This is a genomic window from Gryllotalpicola daejeonensis, assembly GCF_039538145.1.
In the GTDB taxonomy this organism is placed as follows: Bacteria; Actinomycetota; Actinomycetes; order Actinomycetales; family Microbacteriaceae; genus Gryllotalpicola; species Gryllotalpicola daejeonensis.
In genome coordinates this window covers 271,639-291,280 of the sequence record NZ_BAABBV010000001.1, presented here as the reverse complement: position 1 = coordinate 291,280, position 19,642 = coordinate 271,639, and the positions used below count along the sequence as shown (strand labels likewise).

General features: G+C 69.0%; 22 protein-coding genes. 13 read left to right on the top strand and 9 right to left on the bottom strand.

Translation table 11 applies throughout. The features are described 5' to 3' along the window. Positions 1-2 precede the first annotated feature (2 nt). A complete protein-coding gene (gene fabG / locus ABD736_RS01505; protein WP_344789974.1) occupies positions 3-719 on the top strand; it encodes a 3-oxoacyl-ACP reductase FabG in 717 nt (238 codons plus the stop codon). A gap of 95 nt (positions 720-814) precedes the next feature. Here the strand turns inward: fabG and serB are convergent, their stop codons facing one another. Together serB and glgC are read right to left on the bottom strand one after the other, a co-directional pair. Continuing rightward, the gene (gene serB, locus ABD736_RS01500; protein ID WP_344789973.1) at positions 815-1,492 is read right to left on the bottom strand and encodes a phosphoserine phosphatase SerB; all 678 of its coding nucleotides are present in this window, start codon (positions 1,490-1,492) and stop codon (positions 815-817) included. Then, a complete protein-coding gene (glgC, locus tag ABD736_RS01495) occupies positions 1,489-2,733 on the bottom strand; it encodes a glucose-1-phosphate adenylyltransferase (RefSeq protein WP_344789972.1) in 1,245 nt (414 codons plus the stop codon). The genes serB and glgC overlap by 4 nt, the downstream gene beginning before the upstream one ends. 47 nt (positions 2,734-2,780) lie before the next feature. On the opposite strand from glgC, the gene glgA reads away from it, so the two are divergent. The 3 genes from glgA to ABD736_RS01480 all read left to right on the top strand — a co-directional run bounded on the left by glgA (position 2,781) and on the right by ABD736_RS01480 (position 5,158). Then, positions 2,781-3,962 (top strand): glycogen synthase, encoded by a 1,182-nt coding sequence (gene glgA, locus ABD736_RS01490; protein WP_344789971.1) that lies wholly within the window; start codon positions 2,781-2,783, stop codon positions 3,960-3,962. A 21-nt stretch (positions 3,963-3,983) separates the two neighbouring features. Next, on the top strand, positions 3,984-4,772 hold the full coding sequence (locus ABD736_RS01485) for an ABC transporter ATP-binding protein (protein ID WP_344789970.1): 789 nt from the start codon (positions 3,984-3,986) through the stop codon (positions 4,770-4,772). Positions 4,773-4,900: 128 nt separating this feature from the next. Beyond that, entirely contained in the window at positions 4,901-5,158 is a 258-nt protein-coding gene (locus ABD736_RS01480; RefSeq protein WP_344778006.1) for a type B 50S ribosomal protein L31, read from the top strand. A 32-nt stretch (positions 5,159-5,190) separates the two neighbouring features. Here ABD736_RS01480 and ABD736_RS01475 read toward each other — a convergent pair whose 3' ends face one another. Together ABD736_RS01475 and ABD736_RS01470 are read right to left on the bottom strand one after the other, a co-directional pair. Beyond that, the gene (locus tag ABD736_RS01475; RefSeq protein WP_344789969.1) at positions 5,191-5,511 is read right to left on the bottom strand and encodes a putative quinol monooxygenase; all 321 of its coding nucleotides are present in this window, start codon (positions 5,509-5,511) and stop codon (positions 5,191-5,193) included. A 17-nt stretch (positions 5,512-5,528) separates the two neighbouring features. Next, positions 5,529-6,224 carry a 3'-5' exonuclease gene (locus ABD736_RS01470; RefSeq protein WP_344789968.1) on the bottom strand — a complete coding sequence of 232 codons (696 nt, stop codon included), beginning with the start codon at positions 6,222-6,224 and terminating at the stop codon, positions 5,529-5,531. Between the two features lie 62 nt (positions 6,225-6,286). Between ABD736_RS01470 and ABD736_RS01465 the strand changes: the two genes are divergently transcribed. From ABD736_RS01465 to ABD736_RS01455, 3 genes are read left to right on the top strand one after another with little or no spacing between them, the layout of a single operon-like run. Continuing rightward, positions 6,287-7,162 (top strand): alpha/beta fold hydrolase, encoded by an 876-nt coding sequence (locus tag ABD736_RS01465; RefSeq protein ID WP_344789967.1) that lies wholly within the window; start codon positions 6,287-6,289, stop codon positions 7,160-7,162. Then, positions 7,159-8,247: a glycosyltransferase family 4 protein gene (locus ABD736_RS01460; RefSeq protein WP_344789966.1), complete on the top strand. Its 1,089-nt coding sequence runs from the start codon at positions 7,159-7,161 to the stop codon at positions 8,245-8,247. The genes ABD736_RS01465 and ABD736_RS01460 overlap by 4 nt, the downstream gene beginning before the upstream one ends. A 10-nt stretch (positions 8,248-8,257) precedes the next feature. Continuing rightward, complete coding sequence (locus tag ABD736_RS01455) at positions 8,258-9,586, top strand: outer membrane protein assembly factor BamB family protein (RefSeq protein ID WP_344789965.1); 1,329 nt, start codon at positions 8,258-8,260, stop codon at positions 9,584-9,586. Positions 9,587-9,605: 19 nt separating this feature from the next. Here the strand turns inward: ABD736_RS01455 and ABD736_RS01450 are convergent, their stop codons facing one another. Further along, a complete protein-coding gene (locus tag ABD736_RS01450; RefSeq protein WP_344789964.1) occupies positions 9,606-10,238 on the bottom strand; it encodes a histidine phosphatase family protein in 633 nt (210 codons plus the stop codon). Positions 10,239-10,272: 34 nt separating this feature from the next. Next, positions 10,273-11,103, bottom strand: coding sequence for a Sir2 family NAD-dependent protein deacetylase (locus tag ABD736_RS01445; protein WP_344789963.1), 831 nt, complete (start codon positions 11,101-11,103; stop codon positions 10,273-10,275). 49 nt (positions 11,104-11,152) lie between these two features. Here ABD736_RS01445 and ABD736_RS01440 point away from each other — a divergent pair, with 49 nt between their 5' ends. Together ABD736_RS01440 and ABD736_RS01435 are read left to right on the top strand one after the other, a co-directional pair. Beyond that, positions 11,153-11,965, top strand: coding sequence for a TrmH family RNA methyltransferase (locus ABD736_RS01440; RefSeq protein WP_344789962.1), 813 nt, complete (start codon positions 11,153-11,155; stop codon positions 11,963-11,965). Between the two features lie 105 nt (positions 11,966-12,070). Continuing rightward, a complete protein-coding gene (locus ABD736_RS01435) occupies positions 12,071-13,444 on the top strand; it encodes a D-alanyl-D-alanine carboxypeptidase family protein (protein ID WP_344789961.1) in 1,374 nt (457 codons plus the stop codon). Here ABD736_RS01435 and ABD736_RS01430 read toward each other — a convergent pair. Then, positions 13,441-14,268 carry an SGNH/GDSL hydrolase family protein gene (locus ABD736_RS01430; protein ID WP_344789960.1) on the bottom strand — a complete coding sequence of 276 codons (828 nt, stop codon included), beginning with the start codon at positions 14,266-14,268 and terminating at the stop codon, positions 13,441-13,443. The genes ABD736_RS01435 and ABD736_RS01430 overlap by 4 nt on opposite strands. Positions 14,269-14,369: 101 nt before the next feature. Between ABD736_RS01430 and ABD736_RS01425 the strand changes: the two genes are divergently transcribed. From ABD736_RS01425 to ABD736_RS01410, 4 genes are read left to right on the top strand one after another with little or no spacing between them, the layout of a single operon-like run. Further along, on the top strand, positions 14,370-16,232 hold the full coding sequence (locus ABD736_RS01425) for a DEAD/DEAH box helicase (protein ID WP_344789959.1): 1,863 nt from the start codon (positions 14,370-14,372) through the stop codon (positions 16,230-16,232). Positions 16,233-16,274: 42 nt separating this feature from the next. Continuing rightward, positions 16,275-16,784, top strand: coding sequence for a hypothetical protein (locus tag ABD736_RS01420; RefSeq protein WP_344789958.1), 510 nt, complete (start codon positions 16,275-16,277; stop codon positions 16,782-16,784). A gap of 9 nt (positions 16,785-16,793) precedes the next feature. Next, a complete protein-coding gene (locus ABD736_RS01415; RefSeq protein ID WP_344789957.1) occupies positions 16,794-17,294 on the top strand; it encodes a DUF6328 family protein in 501 nt (166 codons plus the stop codon). After that, positions 17,294-17,914, top strand: coding sequence for a nucleoside/nucleotide kinase family protein (locus ABD736_RS01410; protein WP_344789956.1), 621 nt, complete (start codon positions 17,294-17,296; stop codon positions 17,912-17,914). Before ABD736_RS01415 ends, ABD736_RS01410 begins: the two co-directional genes overlap by 1 nt. Positions 17,915-17,968: 54 nt before the next feature. Here ABD736_RS01410 and ABD736_RS01405 read toward each other — a convergent pair whose 3' ends face one another. Both ABD736_RS01405 and ABD736_RS01400 read right to left on the bottom strand, forming a co-directional pair. Then, positions 17,969-18,655 (bottom strand): hypothetical protein, encoded by a 687-nt coding sequence (locus tag ABD736_RS01405; RefSeq protein WP_344789955.1) that lies wholly within the window; start codon positions 18,653-18,655, stop codon positions 17,969-17,971. Between the two features lie 49 nt (positions 18,656-18,704). Further along, entirely contained in the window at positions 18,705-19,607 is a 903-nt protein-coding gene (locus tag ABD736_RS01400) for a helix-turn-helix transcriptional regulator (protein ID WP_344789954.1), read from the bottom strand. Positions 19,608-19,642 lie beyond the last annotated feature (35 nt).

Below are 19,642 nucleotides of genomic sequence, written 5' to 3'. Positions count from 1 at the left end.
GTATGCCTGAAATCACCCCTCGTACCGTGCTCGTCACCGGCGGAAACCGCGGGATCGGTTACGCCATCGCACAGGAGTTCCAGGCGCTGGGCCACCGCGTCGCTGTCACGGCCCGGTCTGGCGAGGGGCCGGAAGGCACGCTCACGGTGCGGGCCGATGTGACGGATGCCGCCGCCGTCGACGCCGCGTTCGCCGAGGTCGAGGCGGCCCTCGGCCCCGTCGAGGTCGTCGTCGCGAACGCGGGCATCACCCGCGACACGCTCATGCTGCGCATGAGCGAAGAGGACTTCGACGCCGTCATCGACACCAACCTCGGCGGCTCGTTCCGCGTCGCGAAGCGCGCGCTCAAGGGCATGCTCAAGGCCAAGCACGGCCGCATCGTGTTCATCTCGTCGGTCTCCGGCCTCTACGGCAACCCCGGCCAGGTGAACTACTCGGCGTCGAAGGCCGGCCTCGTCGGCATGGCCCGCTCCATCACGCGCGAGCTCGGCAGCCGCGGCATCACGGCGAACGTCGTCGCCCCCGGCTTCATCGAGACCGATATGACGGCCGAGCTGCCCGAGGAGCAGACCGCCGCCTACAAGAAGGCGATCCCCGCCGGCCGCTACGGCACCGCCGCCGAGATCGCCAAGGTCGTCGCCTGGGTCGCCTCAGACGACGCCGCCTATGTCACCGGCGCCGTCATCCCGGTCGACGGCGGCCTCGGCATGGGCCACTAGCCGGCCGCTCACCTGCGCTGAACGGTCAGCGCTGCGCCCAAGGTCGGCGCGCAGGGCGCCGCGGTGAGCGTCTGGCGCAGTCGAACTGAAGCGCGTCAGCCTCGCAGGCCAAGCAGCGGCAGGATCTGCGACAGATCCTGCACGTCCACGATGACGTCCGCCTGCTCGCGCACGCGCGGCTTGGCATTGAAAGCGACCGCGAGCCCGGCGATCGCCATCATCTCGAGATCGTTGGCTCCGTCACCGACGGCGACGGTGCGCGACTCGGGGATGCCTGCGGCGTCCGCCCACTCCTTGAGGGCGCTCGCCTTCGCCAGCGCGTCGACGATGTCGCCCTCGACGCGGCCGGTCAGGCGCAGGCCCCCGCCCTCGGCCTCTTCGGTCTCGAAGCGATTCGCGCGCCAGAAGTCGAGCCCGAGCTCGGCGGCGAGCGGGTCGAGCACCTCGTGGAACCCGCCTGAGACGACCCCCACCTTGCCGCCGGCCGCGTGCACGGTGTCGATCAGCTCGCGCACCCCGGCGGTGACTGTCAGACGCGCACGAACCTCGGCGAAGGCATCCGTCGACAACCCGCCCAGCGTGGCCACGCGCTCGCGCAACGAGTCCGCGAAATCGAGCTCGCCGCGCATCGCGCGCGTCGTGATGTCGGCGACGAGCTCTGTCGTGCCCGCGTGGTCGGCGATGAGCTCGATGACCTCATCGTGCAGAAGAGTCGAATCCGCGTCGAGGACGACCAGGAACGGAACAGCGGCCGGCGCGGCAAGCGGACTCATGGAACGACGCGGACTCCCTTTCCGACCACGACCAGGCCGGACTCGGTGACGGTGAACCCGCGCGCACGGTCGCGCGCGAGGTCGATGCCGACCTCGGCCCCCTCTTCGATGACGACATCTTTGTCAAGGATGGCACGGCGCACGTGCGCGTCAGGACCGATGGTGACCCGGTCGAACGCCACCGTGTCCGTGATGTTCGCACCGGAGTCGATCAGGGTCCACGGCCCGAGCACGCTGCGCTCGACGTGCGCGCCCGAGATCACCGAGCCGAGCGACACGATCGAGTCGATCGTCGCGCCGATCGAGCCGCGGGCGTCACGCACGACCTTGGCGGGCGGCGAGTTGAGCTCCTGCGAGTAGATCGGCCACTCGCGGTTGTACAGGTTGAAGACGGGCAGTGCCGAGATCAGGTCCTGGTGGGCCTCGAAGAACGACTCGATCGTTCCCACGTCGCGCCAGTACGCACGGTCGCGGTCGGTCGAGCCGGGAACCTCATTGTCTTTGAAGTCGTAGACGCCGGCTTCGCCGCGCTCGACGAAGTAAGGCACGATGTCGCCGCCCATGTCGTGGTTCGACTCCGGGCGCTCGGCGTCGCTCTCGACGGCCTCGATCAGCGCGTCGACGTCGAATACATAGTTGCCCATCGAGGCGAACACCTCGTGCGGCGAGTCGGGCAGGCCGACCGGGTCGGAGGGCTTCTCGCGGAACGCGCCGATCTTGTCGGGGTGCTTGCCGTCGACCTCGATGACGCCGAACTGGTTGGCGAGAGAGATCGGCTGGCGGATCGCGGCGACGGTCGCCCGCGCGCCTGAGGCCACGTGCGCCTCGATCATCTGCGCGAAGTCCATGCGATAGACGTGGTCCGCGCCGACCACGACGACGATGTCGGGCTTTGCGTCGTTGAGCAGGTTGAGGTTCTGCAGGATCGCGTCGGCCGAGCCCGAGAACCACCGCTTTCCGAGACGCTGCTGAGCGGGCACCGACGAGACGTAGGAGTTGAGCAGCTGCGGCAGGCGCCAGGTCTGAGAGATGTGCCGGTCGAGCGAGTGCGACTTGTACTGCGTCAGCACGACCATCTGCCGCAGATCGGAGTTCACGAGGTTCGAGAGGGCGAAGTCGATCAGGCGGTATTGGCCGCCGAACGGAACGGCGGGCTTCGCGCGGTCCGCAGTCAGCGGCATCAGGCGCTTTCCCTCGCCGCCGGCCAGAACCACCCCGAAGATCTTCCTACCCGCCCTCATGGAACCGACATTAGTTGGCTAGACCTGCCTGTACTAGCGTCATGACCATGCGAGTCGACCTCTTGACACGTGAGTATCCGCCCGAGGTTTACGGAGGCGCGGGGGTTCACGTCGCCGAGCTCGTCAAAGCGCTGCGCGCCCATACGGAGGTGCGCGTTCACGCCTTCGGCGCGCCGCGTGATGAGGCGGGGGTTTTCTCTTACGGAGTGCCCGTCGAGCTGGCATCCGCCAACCCCACGATCACCACGCTGGGCGTCGACCTGCAGATGGCGCAGGCGGCGCAGGGCGCCGATCTCGTGCACTCGCACACCTGGTACGCGAACGGCGCAGGCCACATTGCGAAGCTGCTGCACGGCGTCCCGCACGTCGTGACCGCCCACAGCCTCGAGCCGCTGCGCCCGTGGAAAGCCGAGCAGCTGGGCGGCGGCTACCGGGTTTCCAGCTGGATCGAGAAGACCGCATATGAGGCGGCGGATGCTGTGATCGCGGTCTCTGAGGGCATGCGGCGCGACATCCTGCGCTCGTACCCCGACATCGACCCGGCCAAGACGCACGTGGTCTACAACGGCATCGACCTGTCGGCGTGGAAGCCCAACCCTGACCGCGACGTGGCCCGCGCGCTCGGAATCGACCCCGACCGCCCCGCGGTCGTGTTCGTCGGCCGCATCACGCGCCAGAAGGGCCTGCCCTATCTGCTGCGCGCGGCGAAGTCGCTGCCGGCAGACGTGCAGCTGGTGCTGTGCGCCGGCGCGCCGGACACGCCCGAGATCATGGCCGAGGTGCAGGGGCTCGTGGCCGAGCTGCAGGCCGAGCGCTCGGGAGTGGTGTGGATCGAGCAGATCCTGCCGCGCGATCAGCTCACCGCCGTGCTGTCGGCATCGACCGTCTTCGTGTGCCCCTCGGTGTACGAGCCGCTCGGAATCGTGAACCTCGAGGCGATGGCGTGCCGTCTTCCCGTGGTCGGCACCGCCACCGGCGGCATCCCCGAGGTCGTCGTCGACGGCGTGACGGGCCGGCTCGTGCCGATCGACCAGGCGCAGGACGGCACCGGCACTCCGCTCGACCCCGAGCGCTTCGTCGCCGACCTCGCCGCGGCGCTCACCGAGGTGGTCGCCGACCCGGCGCGGGCGCAGGCCATGGGGGAGGCCGGGTATGAGAGGGCGAGGGATGCCTTCTCGTGGTCTTCCATCGCCCAGCAGACGGTCGCGGTTTACGAATCCCTCCTCTGATCTGCCGATAGGGTTGATGCCATGTCGAGCACCGTCGTCAGCATGCAGTCCGCCGCAGTCGAGCGCTCCGGAAACACCATCCTCGAGGGCGTCGACTGGACGGTGACGAGCGATCAGCGCTGGATCGTCCTCGGGCCGAACGGCGCAGGCAAGACCACGCTGCTGCAGCTCGCCGCTGCGCAGCTCGCGCCCACCTCGGGCACCGTGACGCTGCTCGACGAGAACACCGCCGAGATCGACCCCGCCGAGCTGCGGCCCCACATCGGCTTCGCCTCGAGCTCGCTCTCGCGTCGGCTGCCGTACGGCGAGACCGTGCTCGACATCGTGCTCACCGCCGCGTACGGCATCACCGCGCGGTGGAAGGAAGAGTACGAGGACATCGACGAGCGCCGGGCGCACCGGGTGCTCTCCGAGTGGAAGGTCGACCACCTCTCCGACCGCAAGTTCGGCGAGCTCTCTGACGGCGAGCAGAAGCGCGTGCAGATCGCCCGCTCGGTCATGGCAGACCCCGAGCTGCTGCTGCTCGACGAGCCGGCGGCATCGCTCGACCTCGGCGCCCGTGAAGAGCTCGTGCAGCTGCTCGGCGGCTACGCCAGCTCGCCCTCGGCACCGGCGATCATCATGGTGACCCACCACGTTGAGGAGATCCCCGTGGGCTTCACTCACGCGATCGTGCTGGCGAAGGGCAAGGTCGCCGCCGCGGGTACCATCGCCGAGACCCTGACCTCTGAGACGCTGTCGTCGGCCTTCGGCGTCGCGGTCGAGGTCGCCGAGAGCGAGGGCCGGTTCACGGCTCGCGCGAAGTCGTAAGCACTCCGCCGACCTGATAGAATCGGTGTTTGGCCCCTCTGCGTTCGCGCATGAGTGCTGATCCCAGCGCCGAGCCGGGCCGACGATTTCACACCAAATCCATTCGACTGTTTCAAAGGCACTGACTTATGAAGGCTGACATCCACCCGAACTACGCCCCGGTGGTCTTCCGCGACCTGGCTTCGGGCGCGACGTTCCTCACGCGTTCGACCGTGAACAGCGACAAGACCATCGAGTGGGAAGACGGCAACACCTACCCCGTCATCGACGTCGAGATCTCCTCGGAGTCGCACCCGTTCTACACCGGCAAGCAGCGCATCATGGACTCGGCCGGTCGCGTCGAGAAGTTCAACCAGCGCTTCAAGGGCTTCGGCGGCAGCAAGTAAGCAGCCGCTCACGCTTCACGAAAGGCCTCGGGTTACAGCCCGAGGCCTTTCGGCGTTTTACCCCCGACCGCGAGCACGCGGTGCTGCTCAGGCATCCCGGAGAGCAGCGGCACGCACTTCTGCACGTACTCGCGCATCTGCGGCTCGGCCATTGCCGCCTCGTGAGCGGCTTCATCCGCCCAGACGTCTTGCACCCAGAGGACGTCGGCATCGTCGGCGTCGTGCGTCACGAGCGACATGACACAGCCGTCGATGCCATCGAAGGCCTTCCCGGATTCCAGCAGGATCGCGGTGACCTCGTCGCGCTTACCCGGCTTCACCGTCAGCTTGTTGATCAGCATGAGAGCACTCATGCCTTGGGTCTAGCGCGTCAGAAGCGTTCCGGCCAGGTGCCCGTCGCGACGAAGTTGAGGTCGCCGAGCTTGTTCCGGCGGAACTCGGCGTAGCTCTCTTCCTGCTGGCGGTACCAGTCGACCTGCTGCGCGTGCAGCTCGGCCGCCGTCATCTTGAGCTCTGCGGCGAACTTCACGGCGATCGCCTGGGCGACGCGACCGGCGGCGATGGCGTCGTAGCCGGCGTCATGCGCGTCGTCGCCCAGGTCGACGCCGTAGTGCTGCGCGGTGATCTCGAGCGTGCGCTTGCCCTTGCGGTAGCGGTCGACGGCCTTGTCGATCACAAGCGGGTCGATGATGGGCAGCGGGTTCTCGAGCGGCGTGATGCCGTGACGCTTGGCCTCGCGGTTGAGCACGGTGAAGTCGTAGGGGGCGTTGTAGGCCACGACGGGGATGCCCCGCTCGAACAGCACCCGCAGCGCGGCGACGATCTCGGCGACACCCGTCGCCGCGTCCATTCCCTCGAGGCGCACGCGCTCGGTCGTGTAGCCGTGAACGGCGGCCGCACCATCGGGGATCTCGACCATGGGGTCGATCACCCAGTCCTGCCGAGAGACCGTGATGCCCTGCTCGTTGATCACGCCCACGTGCGCCGTGACGATGCGCGCCGTCTCGGTGTCGACACCCGTCGTCTCCAGGTCGAAGACGCCCAGTTCCTCATGCCATCCGCTCATGCCTACAGGTTAGAAGCGACCTCTGACACCGGCCGGATGCGACGCTCGGTAGCCTGAGTGTGATGCACGAGATCGAGCTGCCGGGGGGCGTGACCCGCTGGGTCGAATATGGTGCCCCCGCCGACGCGGCGACGGCCGAGCACGAGCCGACGATCATCGCCGTGCATGGCTTCCGCGGCGACCACCATGGCCTCGAGCCCGTCGTCGATCGCCTGCACGGACGTCACGTGATCGCGCCGGACCTTCCCGGATTCGGGGCATCGGATGCCTTCACCGATCGCTTCCACGACATCGACGGCTACGCGCGCTGGCTGGGGGAGTTCACCCGCGCGGTCGCGCCTGGCCGACCGGTCGCCCTGCTCGGCCACTCGTTCGGCTCGATCGTGGTGGCCGCCGCCCTCGCAGAAGGCCAGGTCGAGGCATCCCTCGCGGTTCTCATCAATCCGATCGGTGCGCCCGCGCTCAAGGGCCCCAAGGCGATCGGCACGGGGGCCGCGGTCTTCTACTACTGGCTCGCGCGGGCTCTGCCTGCTCGCGCCGGCAACGGGCTGCTGCGCAACCCCGCGATCGTGCGCGCGATGAGCATCGCCATGGCGACGACGCGCGACCCGGAGCTGCGGCGGTGGATCCACGGGCAGCACGACGCGTACTTCTCGAGCTTCGCCGACCGCGGCTCGTTGCTCGAGGCGTTCCGCGCCTCCGTCTCGCACGACGTCAGCGAGTACGCCGCACGGCTCGACCTGCCCGTGCTGCTGGTGGCCGCCGCGCAGGACCAGATCACGCCCGTCGCGGCTGAGCGGCGCCTCGCCGAGCTGCTGCCCGACGGCACGCTCGAGGTCATCGACGGGGTCGGGCACCTCATCCATTACGAGAAGCCGGCGGAGGCCGCCGCGCTCATCGAATCGTTCCTCACGAGCCACGCCGGTCGGCTGTCGTGAAGGTGCTGTTCGACTGCCGCTACGTGCGCACGGGGCGGCACGACGGCATCAGCCGTTACAGCGCCGAGCTGGTGCGCGAGCTCGCGAAGCTGACGCCGGTCGAGCTGCTGATCAGCGACGAGGCACAGCTCGCGAACCTGCCGGAGCTGCCCTGGCACAAGATCAGCTCGCAGACCGGGCCGGGCGAGCCGTGGCGCGCCCGCGAGGTCAACCGGCTGCACCCCGACGTGGTGTTCACACCGATGCAGACGATGGGCTCGCGCGGGCGGAAGTACAAGCTCGTGCTGACCGTGCACGACCTCATCTACTACCGCCACCGCACGCCACCGCGCTCGATGCCCTGGTACGTCAAGATCGCGTGGCGGCTCTATCACCTGGCGTGGTGGCCGCAGCGGATGCTGCTGAACGGCGGCGACGCGGTGGTGTCGGTCTCGCAGACCACGGCAGACCTGATCGCCGAGCACCGCCTCACCCGCCGGCCGGTCTACGTCGTACACAACGCGGCAGCAGACCCGTCGCCCGCCGCGCTCGAGGCATCGGGGCACCGCGAGCCGCCGGTCGGCGAGCAGCGTCGCCTGGTGCACATGGGCCAGTTCGTACCGTACAAGAACATCGACGCGCTCGTCAGTGCGATGCCGATTCTCGGCGCCGGCTACGAGCTGCACCTGATGAGCCCGGTGACGGATGCCGAGCGCGAGCGGCTCGCCGACCTCGCCCCCGGCGCCGCGCTGGTCTTCCACGACGGCGCGAGCGATGCCGAGTACGAGACCGCGCTGCTCGGTGCCCACGCACTGGTGACCACGTCGTGGGACGAGGGCTTCGGCATTCCCGTGATCGAGGCCATGCGGCTCGGCACGCCGGTCGTCGCGAGCGACATCAAGATCTTCCACGAGGTCGGGGGAGAGGCGGCCGTGTTCGTCGACCCCGCTTCCCCCGAGGACGTCGCGCGCGGCATCCGCTCGTTTGAATCGCCGGATGCCTGGCGGGCCGCAAGCCGCGCAGGAATCGCGCAGGCCCAAAAGTTCAACTGGGCGGCCTCGGCGAAGGCGCTCTACGACGTGCTGCAGGCGGTCATGAGGTCATAGCCTGGCCATCGTGTCGAGGTTCGGCGTGCGGGCAAGCGTGGCAGCGGTGTTGGTTGCCGCGAGCGTGTGCCTCTCGGCATGCGAAACGTCGGGGCATCAGCTCGACAGCACCGCCTGCACCCGGCCGGCGACCTCGAAGACAAAACTCTCCAGCGACCTAACGGCGGGCCCGGCGGAACGGCCGGCGTGGTCGGGAACCGTCGGTTCGGTCGAGGCGTCCGGTGGCGATCGGCTGTTCAGCAGGAGCGGTGGATGCCTCAACGAGGTGAGCGCGACTACCGGGGCACCGGGCTGGACGTGGAAGGCCGGAGCGCTCGTGATGGGCGCTGTCGCATCGAGCGACGTCGTGATCGCCGCCACCGGCCACGACCACGGCCAGGCTCCTGCCGCGGTTGTGCCTGTGACGGAGCAGGTCGTCGGCCTCGACGCGCACACGGGGGATCGGCTCTGGTCGATGAAGGTGGGGAACGACGGTCAACGAGTTCCGGCGATGATCGCCGGGGGCACCGCGATCGTCGCCAAAGCAGACGGCACAGTGGTCGGGCTGGATGCCTCGCGGGGTGACCGGAAGTGGGAGACGATTCCGCCGAGCGGCTGCGCCGAGTCTCAGGAGCTGTCGGATATTCACCCGTCAGCCCAGCTGCTGGCGGACGCCCCAGCTCCTCTGGTGCTGTACCCCTGCGGCAGTGCGCCGCGCGTCGTCTTGCTCGACCCGGCGACCGGGAAGGTGCGCTGGACGTGGCAGGTGCCGGCCGGGCGGTCCGTCGAGTACCAGTCCGCGGCCGCCGGCACCACCGCCGTCTTCGGTCTGGTCGTCTCCGACGGAGCGAGTGCGTACTCCCTGTTTGCGCTGTCTGGTGCAACCGGCAGACCGATGTGGCACGCGGACGGGCTCACCGACGATGTCGGTGTCTTCGCGGGCGCTGGGGACCTGTGCGGAGTCTCGAGCTCGAGGGTCGCGTGCTACGACGAGACCTCGGGGAAACCGACGTGGACGCGGACCCCGCCGGCCGTTCCCGATCGCGACACTCTCGGACCGATCGGCGCCGTTGCCGAGAACGGTCGACTCCACCTTGTCGAGCCGACCGCGGCGGCCGCCAAGATCCCGCCGGCGTCGACCAGCTATCGCGCCAAGCCCGGAGCATTCCGGCTGCTCACGCTCGACCTCGCCTCCGGGCGAGTGATCGCCGCGCAGGCGCTTCCCGCCTTCTATCGGGGACCGGACGGAGTCGTCACGTCGGTCGATGTCCCGCCTGCGGTGGTCGCCGTCGCGGCCGGTCACTCGGTCGTGAGTCCGGAGTTCCACGAGACCTCGACGGTCGAGGCGTTCGCGAACTGAATAACGTCAGCCACGCACGTCAGACCTCGACGTCGACGTCGAGCTCGGTGAGGTCCGCCAGGTCCTCCAGCTCGGCGAGATCGGTCGCGGCGACGTTGAAGTTGACGAGGCGCAGCTCGCCGTCGACGACCTCGAGGTCGTGGACGGAGGCGTTGCCGATCGCCTCGCCCTTCGCCGGTCGGGCGCCGTCGGTGAGGTGACGGGCGACGGCGCCGATCACCCCGCCGTGCACGACGACGAGAATCCGCTCGCCCTCATGGTGCGCGGCGAGCCCCGCAAGCGCCTCGAGAACGCGAGCGAGGACGGACGCGTCGTCCTCCCACTCGGGAACGTCGGCGCGGTTGTCGCCGAAGGCGGCACGGATCTCGGGGCCGGTCATGCCCTCTGCGCGCCCGTAGCTGCGCTCTTCCAGCCCCGGAACAGCCACCGGCTCAGGCATCCCCAGCTCACCGGCGATGATCTCGGCGGTCTCGAATGCGCGCACGAGCGGCGACGCGTAGACGCCGTCGAAGCGGCGGACACGCAGCGCGCGACCCGTCTCGTGCGCCTGCTCGCGCCCCGTGTCGTTGAGCGGGATGTCGCTGCGGCCCTGGATGCGGCCGTCGCGATTCCAGTCGGTCTGGCCATGGCGCACGAGCGAGATCCGGGTCACACACCCAGTCTGTCAGGCGCGCGGCACGCGAAGCTCAGCCGAGCCTGTCAGCGAGCGCTGAAAGATATTCGGATGCCCCACCGTCGATCTTGACGGTGGCGCGAGCGTCGCCCTTGGTCTCGCCGCGGTTGATCACGACGATCGGCAGTCGCCGGCGCCTGGCCTGCTCGATCAGGCGGATGCCGGTGTTCACGACGAGCGACGAGCCGGCGACGAGCAGCGCGTCGGACGAGGCGATGAGCGCCTTCGCCTCGTCGAAGCGGTCGACGGGCACGAATTCGCCGAAGAAGACCACGTCGGGCTTGAGCGGACCGCCGCAGACCGTGCAGTCGGGCACCACGAAGTCGTCGACGTCGGCGACCTCTGCGTCGCCGTCAGGGTTGATGGTGACGGCCTCCGGCCTCGCGAGCCACGGGTTCGCCGCGTCGATGCGGGCCGCGATGTCGGGGCGGGCGAACACCTGGCCGCAGGCGAGGCACACGACGCGGTCCATCGCGCCGTGCAGCGGCACGACCCTGCGCGAGCCGGCGCGCACGTGCAGCCCGTCGACGTTCTGGGTGACGACGCCGGCGACGATGCCGCGGGCCTCGAGGTCGGCGAGCGCGCGGTGGCCGGCGTTCGGCTGCGCGGCGTTGAACAGGCCGTAGCCAAGGTGCGAGCCGGCCCAGTAGCGCTGGCGGGCGCGCGGCGAGGCGAGGAACTGCTCGATGGTCATCGGCGTGCGCTTCGGTGCGCCTGCGCCGCGGTAGTCCGGGATTCCCGAGTCGGTGCTGACCCCGGCACCCGTCAGCGCAGTGATCGTGCGGCCCGCGAGCGCGTCGACCGCGGCGTCGAGCAGGGCGTCGGTCGCCTGAGCCTCAAGCATGCGCACCTCCTCAGCCGTTCAAGAAAAGCGTACGGGCAAGATGTTTCATATGGATGTCCGCCGCATCGACGACCTCGATGACCCCGCCCTCGCCGACTACTCGAGACTCACCGATGTCGCACTGCGCCGCGTCACCGAGCCGGCGGGCGGCCTGTACCTCGCCGAGTCGACGAAGGTCATCGCGCGGGCGCTGGAGGCAGGGCACCGCCCGCGCTCTGTACTCGTGCAGGAGCAGTGGCTCGATGACGTCGCGCCGCTGCTTTCGGGATTCCCCGACGTGCCCGTCTTCGTGGGAGAGGCGCCGCTGCTCGAGCAGCTCACCGGCTACCACCTGCACCGAGGTGCGCTCGCGAGCATGCACCGGCCTGTCCTTCCGTCGGTGCCCGAGGTGGTCAAGGATGCCCGCCGCGTCGTCATCCTCGACGGGCTGGTCGATCACACCAATGTCGGCGCGATCTTCCGCTCGGTCGCCGGTCTCGGCGCCGACGCCGTGCTCGTCACGCCCACCTGCGCGGACCCGCTGTACCGCCGCAGCGTGCGCGTCTCGATGGGGACGGTGCTGCAGGTGCCGTGGACGCGCCTGCCGGAGTGGAAGGACGGCGCCGCAGAGCTCTTGCACGACAGCGGATTCCACATCGCCGCGCTCGCCCTCGCCGACGACGCCGTCACGCTCGACCGCTTCGCCGCCGACGCGCCCGAGCGCGTCGCGATCGTCATGGGTGCAGAGGGCGACGGTCTCGGGCGCCGCGCACTGGCCGCCGCAGACACCATCGTGACGATCCCGATGCTGCACGGGGTGGACTCGCTGAATGTAGCCTCAGCAAGCGCGGTAGCGCTGTGGGCGCTGCGCCCACAGCAATGAAAACTGCGTCGGCGAGCGCGGTGGCGCTGTGGGCGCTGCGCGTGTGACCCGTCACGCTCTGAGCCGTCGAGCGGATTCCCTGATGGCACGGCCTAATATCGCCTGGTGAACTCCGCGACCGACTTCGACGACGTGATCGAGGCCGACGACGCGCCCGAAGCGCAGACTGCGAAGCCGGCGCAATCCGAGACCCCGAGGAAACCCCGGGGACGCCGCGGCCTGTGGATCAGCGTGTCGGTCGTGGCCGCGGTGCTCGTGGGACTGATCGCCTACTCGGGTGTCGCGTTCACGCATCCGTTGCCCGCCACGGCGGCCGTCGTGCCCGCTGACGCCGTCAAGACGGTCGAGACCGCGCCCGTCGCGCCCGCGTGGCCGGCGCAGGGCGGCGCCGCGGTCGGCCTCGTCGGCCAGCCGGGGCTGCTCGGCAGCAGCGGAAGCGACTCCAGCGTGCCGATTGCGAGCATGACGAAGACGATCACCGCTCTCGTGCTGCTGCAGAAGTACCCGCTCACCAGCGGCGAGCAGGGGCCGACGATCACCTTCACGCAGAAGGACGTCGACCTGCTGAACCAGGTGTGGACGGAGGACGGCTCGTGGGCACCTGTCGCCGCGGGGGAGAAGCTGACCCTCACGCAGGCGATCACCGTCATGATGCTGAAGAGCGCGAACAACTACGCGCGCTCGCTCGCCCAATGGTCCTACGGCTCGCAGGGCGCCTTTGTGAAGGCGGCGAACTCGTGGCTCGCGAAGAACGGCTTCACCCACACGCACCTGACCGACCCATCGGGGTACGACCCGGGCAGCGTGAGCAACATGACCGACCTCGTGGGCATCGGCGAGCTCGCGATCTCGAACCCCGTGCTCGCGAAGATCGTGAACACGACGTCGGCCACCATGCCGAGCCCGGTCGGAAAGATCGCGAACACCGACCCGCTGATCGGCACGCACGGCATCGAGGGCGTCAAGACCGGCTACACGAAGCAGGCGGGGCACTGCCTGCTGTTCGCGGCAAAGGTCGACATCAACGGCACGAGCCGCACGCTGATCGGTGTGATGCTGGGCCAGCCGACTTACACCGCGCTGTGGACCGGCGTTCCCAAGCTGCTCGCGAGCTACGAGGCTGCGTTCCATGAGGTCGATCTCACGGATGCCGGGAAGACGGTCTACGGAACGTACACGACGCCGTGGGGGTCGACGGTGAATCTCGTCGCGGCCACGCAGCCGAGCGTCGAGATCTACTCGGCGAGCTCGGTCACGGTGAAGGTCTCGGCGAGCAAGCTGGCCGCTGCGGCCGCTCACGAGATCGCCGGCACGGTCACCTTCAGCTACGGCGACAAGAAGGTCGTCGCCGACCTGCGCACCGACGGCGAGCTCACGGAGCCCAGCATCGGCTGGCGCTTCACGCACCCCGCGGTGCTGTTCCAGTGGCGCCCCGTGCTCGACTGGGAGCGCGCGGTGCTCGGGAAGGTCGCGTTCTAGCCGCGCTCGTCGACGGCCGCGGCACCGGCTGCCGCCTCGGACTGCGCGAGCGGGGCGAGCGGCGCGAGCGACGGACGCTTCGGCGGCAGCCCGTCACCGCTCGAGACGTGCTTGATGCGGCGCACGACCCACGGCCATGCGTACTCCTTCGCCCACTGCAGGTCCTGCGCCCGGGCCTCGCGCCAGGTGCGCGGCGGCACGGGTGCCGGCTCGAGCACGGGCAGGTCGTTCGGCACGTCGAGGGTGCGCAGCACCATGCGGGCCACGGCCTGGTGGCCCAGCGGCGACATGTGCAGGCGGTCGATCGACCACATCCGCGGGTCCTGGATCTCCCTGAGGGACCACTGGTCGGCCACGAGGCAGCCGTACTTCGCGGCGACTGCACGAACGTCCTCGTTGTAGATCGCGACCTTGCCGCGGATCGCCTTGAAGGTGCCCGACCAGCCGACGTCGACGCCCGTGAACACGACGATCGTCGCCCCTGTTGTCGAGAGACGCGCGATGGCCTGCTCGAAGATGCCGGCGATCTCGTCGGGGTCGGTGCCGGGGCGGATCACATCGTTGCCGCCGGCCGAGATCGTGATGAGGTCGGGCTGCAGCGCAACCGCGGGCTCGACCTGGTCGGCGAGGATCTGGCGCACCAGCTTGCCGCGCACGGCGAGGTTCGCATAGGCGAAATCTGATGTCTGCGCCGACAGCACCTCGGCGACGCGGTCCGCCCAGCCGCGGAACCCGTCGGCGGCGTCGGGGTAGGGGTCGCCCAGGCCCTCGGTGAAGCTGTCGCCGAGCGCCACGTATCGGGTGAAAGTAGATAGTTCGGGCATATAAACCATTTTGCCACCGTGTGCGCGATCCGTGCGGCCACCGACGCGCCCGCGAGGACACGCCCGGGGGTGTCGGTGCCTCTTGTTAGCATCGCATCCGCATGTCTGATTCGGCCATCCTCCAGCTCCCCGACGATCGCTCAGGCGAACCCGAGAGCCACCGCGAATCCGCCTCGCACACCCCGGGAACCTTCGCCGCAGAGCACCTGTCGCCGGCGTTCCCCGCTCGCGCCCCGTGGGGAACCGCCACCCGCCTGCGCGCCTGGCAGCAGGAAGCACTCGACGAGTACTTCCGCACAGAGCCGCGCGACTTCCTCGCCTCAGCGACGCCGGGCGCAGGGAAGACGACCTTCGCTCTGCGGCTCGCGACCGAGCTGCTCGGGCGCCGCACCGTCGACCGTATCGTCGTCGTCGCGCCGACCGATCACCTGAAGCGCCAATGGGCAGAGGCGGCCGCGCGCGTCGGCATCCACCTCGACGCAGAGTTCAAGAACGCGCACAGGCGGGTCGCCCGCCACTATCGCGGCATTGCCGTCACCTACGCGCAGGTCGCCGCGAAGGCATCCGTGCACAAAGAGATCGTCGAAGACGCGCGGACGCTCGTGATCCTCGACGAGGTGCACCACGGCGGCGACGCGCTCTCGTGGGGTGACGCCGTGCGCGAGGCGTTCGAGCGCGCCACCCGGCGGCTGTCGCTGACGGGAACGCCGTTCCGCAGCGACACCGCGCCGATTCCGTTCGTCACCTATCTGCCCGACTCCAAAGGCATCCGCACCTCGCTCACCGACTACAACTACGGCTACGGGCGCGCGCTCGCAGACGGCGTCGTGCGCCCGGTGCTCTTCATGGTCTACGCCGGGCACATGCGCTGGCGCACCCGCGCCGGGGAAGAGATGGAGGCGCGCCTCGGCGAGGGCAACACGAAAGACGTGACGTCGCAGGCGTGGCGCACGGCGCTCGACCCGGAAGGCGACTGGATTCCCGCCGTGTTCTCAGCAGCCACGCGCCGCCTCGACGAGGTGCGGCAGCAGATTCCCGACGCGGGCGGGCTGGTCATCGCGACCGACAAGGAGCAGGCGCGGGCGTATGCCGCGATCCTCGACAAGATGACGGGTGAGAAGACCACCGTCGTGCTGTCGGACGAGAAAGAGGCTTCTGACCGCATCAGCGCCTTCGCGGCATCCGATTCGAAATGGATGGTCGCTGTGCGCATGGTGTCTGAGGGCGTCGACGTGCCACGGCTCGCGGTCGGCGTGTACGCCACCAACTCGTCGACGCCGTTGTTCTTCGCGCAGGCGATCGGCCGCTTCGTGCGCGCCAGGCGCCGCGGCGAGACCGCCTCGGTGTTCCTGCCCGACGTCGAGCCGCTGATGGCGCTCGCAGGGGCACTCGAGCTCGAGCGCGACCACGCCCTCGACCGCGACATGTCCGCGGAGGAAGGCGACCTCTACAACCCCGAAGACGCGATGATGCAGGCGGCCGAGAAGGACGACAAGGCGTCGGATGCCTTGGAGGGCGAATTCTCGTATCAGGCGCTCGGCTCGCACGCAGCCTTCGACCGCGTCGTCTTCAACGGCGAGGACTACGGCGGCTACGCAGAGCCCGAGACGGACGAGGAGCTGGACTTCATCGGCATCCCCGGCCTCTTGGAACCCGAGCAGGTGCACGAACTCTTGATGACCCGCCAGGCTCGGCAGTCGCGGCGCGCGGCGTCGCGGCCCGCACCGCCGCCCGACGCCGAGCCCTCGCCCGCGAAGCCGCTGCCCCTCTACCGCACGCTCAAAGAGCAGCGCTCGCTGCTGAACTCGCTGGTCGGGCTGTACGCCAAGTCGAAGGATCAGCCGCACGGGCTGGTCCACGCCGAACTGCGGCGCATCTGCGGCGGCCCACCGGTGGCGAAGGCGTCGATGACGCAGCTCGAGGCGCGCATCCAGCTGCTGCGGAAGCGGCTCGGGCACGCGTAGCCGCTACTCTTTCGTCAACCCGACGGAAGGAACCCGTACACGATGCCTGCCTATGAGCCCGATGCCTGGCACGAGTTCTTCATCGGCTCGGCCGGCGGCGTTGCCGCCCTCAGCGGCCTGATCTTCGTGGCGGTGAGCGTGAACCTGCGCGAGATCTTTGCCGCCGAGAAGGAGGAGGGCGGCCGGTTCCTCACGGGGCGTGCCATCGAAGCCCTCGTCGCGCTGCTGCTTGCGCTCGTGATCAGCATGGTCGGGCTCGCGCCCGAGATCGCGCCGTGGGTGCTCGGCACGTTCGTGCTGCTCGCCGCCGCCGCCAGTGCGATCTCGCCGCTGCGCATGATCGTCACGGCCCGCTCTGCCCGCTCCCGGCAGAAGGGTGGCGCATCGCGGCTGGTCATGGCGACGGCGTTCTTCGTCGTGCTGCTCGTCGCCGGCATCTCAATCATCGTGCAGGCGGGCGGCGGCCTGTATTGGCTGCCGGTCGCCTTCGTGATCGGCGTCATGGTCGCCGCGGTGAATGCGTGGGTGCTTTTGGTTGAGGTGCTTCGCTAGCCTCGCCTCATGAGCGAGGACGCCCGCCCCGACAGTCTGAACCGCCCCGGCGAATCGGACGCCCAGCGCTACGACCGCAACTGGCAGGACATCCTGCAGGAGCTTCGCGTCACCCAGACCGGCAACCAGATCCTGACGGGCTTCCTGCTCGCACTCGCGTTCCAGCAGCGCTTCACGCAGCTGCCGACCCTCGGTGTCGTGATCTACCTGATCCTGGTCGGGCTCGCCTGCACCTCGACGCTGCTCGCGCTCGCGCCGGTGTCGCTGCACCGCTGGCTGTTCCAGCACCACGCCAAGAGGGAGGCCGTGCTGATCGGCAACCGCATCCTGCGGGTGACGTTGATCTCGATCGCGCTGCTGATCGTCGGCGTGGCGCTGTTCCTGTTCTACTTCGTGATCTCGCTGACGGCCGGCATCATCGCGGCGGGCATTGCTGCGGTGCTCATCATCTGCCTCTGGGTGTGGCTGCCGCTTGACGTGCTGCGGCGTGAGGCCGGCGAGCAAGCCTGATGATGCGAGCGGTGGCGGATGCCGCGGCCGCGGTCGCCGCGCAGGTGCCGCTCGCGCCCGACCGGGTCGCGCTGATCGCGGTCGACGGCGTCGACGGCAGCGGGAAGACGACGTTCGCCGCGACGCTCAGGGGTGCGCTTCTTGCGCGGACCCAATTCGTACAAATCGTGCATCTCGATGACTTCCACAACCTGCGAGAGGTCCGCTACCGACTCGGTCGCGATTCACCCGAGGGATTCTTCCTCGACAGCTACGACTACGGCGCGTTCGTCGAGCGGGTGATCCGCCCGTTGCGCGACGGCACGCGCCGCATCCAGCCTGCCGCGACCGACCTCACGCGGAACGAGTACATCGATCCGGCGTCTGTTGACGTCCCCGTCGGCGGGGTGGTCGTCGTCGAGGGCATCTTCGCGCACCGTGACGAGCTGTACCGGCTGTGGGACTGGTCCGTCTTCCTCGACGTGCCGTTCGAGACCTCCGTCGCGCGCATGGCCGAGCGCGATGGGTCAGCCGACGACCCAGGCCACCCGTCGATCCGCCGCTATGTCGAGGGGCAGCGCATCTACCTCGAGCGGTGCGACCCGAAGTCGCGCGCGTCGCTGGTACTCGACTACTCCTGACTCGTTTTCCTCTCAGCGTGACAATGTCGCATGCGGAGGAAAACTGCGCGACAGTCAGAGTCGCCGCGTCGCAAAGGCGAGCTCGATGAAGCGCAGCTCGTCGCGGGGCAGCACCGCGGTGACGGACGAACCGTTGTCGAGCACCACACCGACGCCGTAGACGTCGGGGTCGGTATCGATGCGGGCGCCCTCGCGTTCGTAGCCGTTCACGAGCAGCGCGATCCCGTGCTCAACGTGGCGTTCGTCGACGGGGCTGTCGAGGTCGCCCGGCAGCTTGCCGCGTACCCGCGTCGCGCGAAAGCGATTCTCCAGGATGTGGTTCACATGCGAGACGAGCCGAGCCTCAACCGAGTCATACTCGTGCGGCTCCGCACCCCAGTGGGTCTTGACGCACTCCCACAGCGTCCGATAGCGCATCCGGCGAACCCGCTCGAACAGCCACTGCGGCCGCTCCCACGGCACCTCGAGTTCGAGGTCCGCCCGCTGCTCCTCGTCGAGCTCGGCGAAATTCGCCGGGTCGTCGAGGTTGGCGGGGTTCCGCCACAGGGTGTAGCTGATCGAGACCTCGCATGAGTCGAGCACACCGTTGTGTGTGCCGGCATTGATGCCGAACGCGTCCCAATCCTCGAGGTGGCGTTGCGGCACGAGGCCTAACACGGGCACGGGCATCCGTCTCACCCTCTTGATGAGATCGAGCGCCGGATCGGGCGCGTCAGCTTCGAGTCGCCCGCGGAAGTGCACGGGCTCAGTCTGAGCGGTTGACTTCAGCCGCGCCAGCCCTGCCGACCAATCAGGCCGCGAGGACCGGCAGCTGTGCTGCTACCGACGGCCTGGTCGTCACGACCGGCTCATCGGCGACGAGCTCGGCGAGGCGCGCCAGCCTCCGGGCGTCCGCTGCGGTGACGGGCTGCATGGAGATGAGCCGCACGGAGGGTGTGTTCTCGAGCCAGAGCCGGATGAAGTGCACCCGGACCGTGCCCACCCGGCGGCTGCGGAAGACCTGCTGAGGAGCCGTCGAGGTGACGACCTCGCGCTGCTGCCAAAGCTTGCGGAACCGCGGCGACTCGGTGCGCATCCGCTCGACGAGGGCGGTCCACGACGGGTCATCGAGGTGGCGGGGAAGCGCCGAGCGCAATCGCGCCACCATGCGCGCCGTGGCTTCCTCGTAGTCGGGGTAGGCGGCCGCCCAGACCGGGTCGAGGAAGGCGCGCACCATGCAGTTGCGATCGGCGACGGATCCTTTGTCGAGGTCGTCGATCAGGAACCGATACGAGGCGTTGCTCGCCAAGATGTCGAACTTATCGGTCTGGATGCACGCGGGGGTCGGCATCAGCCCTGCGAGCAGGGCGAGGTGCCCCTCGGTCACGACCCCTCCGCTCGGGTCTGGCTCGCCCGCTCCACGACCGACCGCGAGCAACCATAGGTGCTCGCGTTCATCGGAGTCCAGCCGCAGCGCGCGGGCGATCGCGTCGAGCACCCCGGGGGATGGAGAGATGTCGCGGCCTTGCTCTAGCCAGGTGTACCAGGTGACGCCGACTCCGGCGAGCATGGCGACTTCCTCGCGGCGCAGCCCAGGGGTGCGGCGTCTGCCGCCCGCAGGAAGGCCGACTTGATCGGGTGTGATGCGCTCGCGCCGGCTGCGCAGGAATGAGCCGAGCTCGTTGCGTGCGGCGGTCTTCTGCCCAGGTGCCATGACTACCAGGATAAGCACGCACTGGATACCTGGAT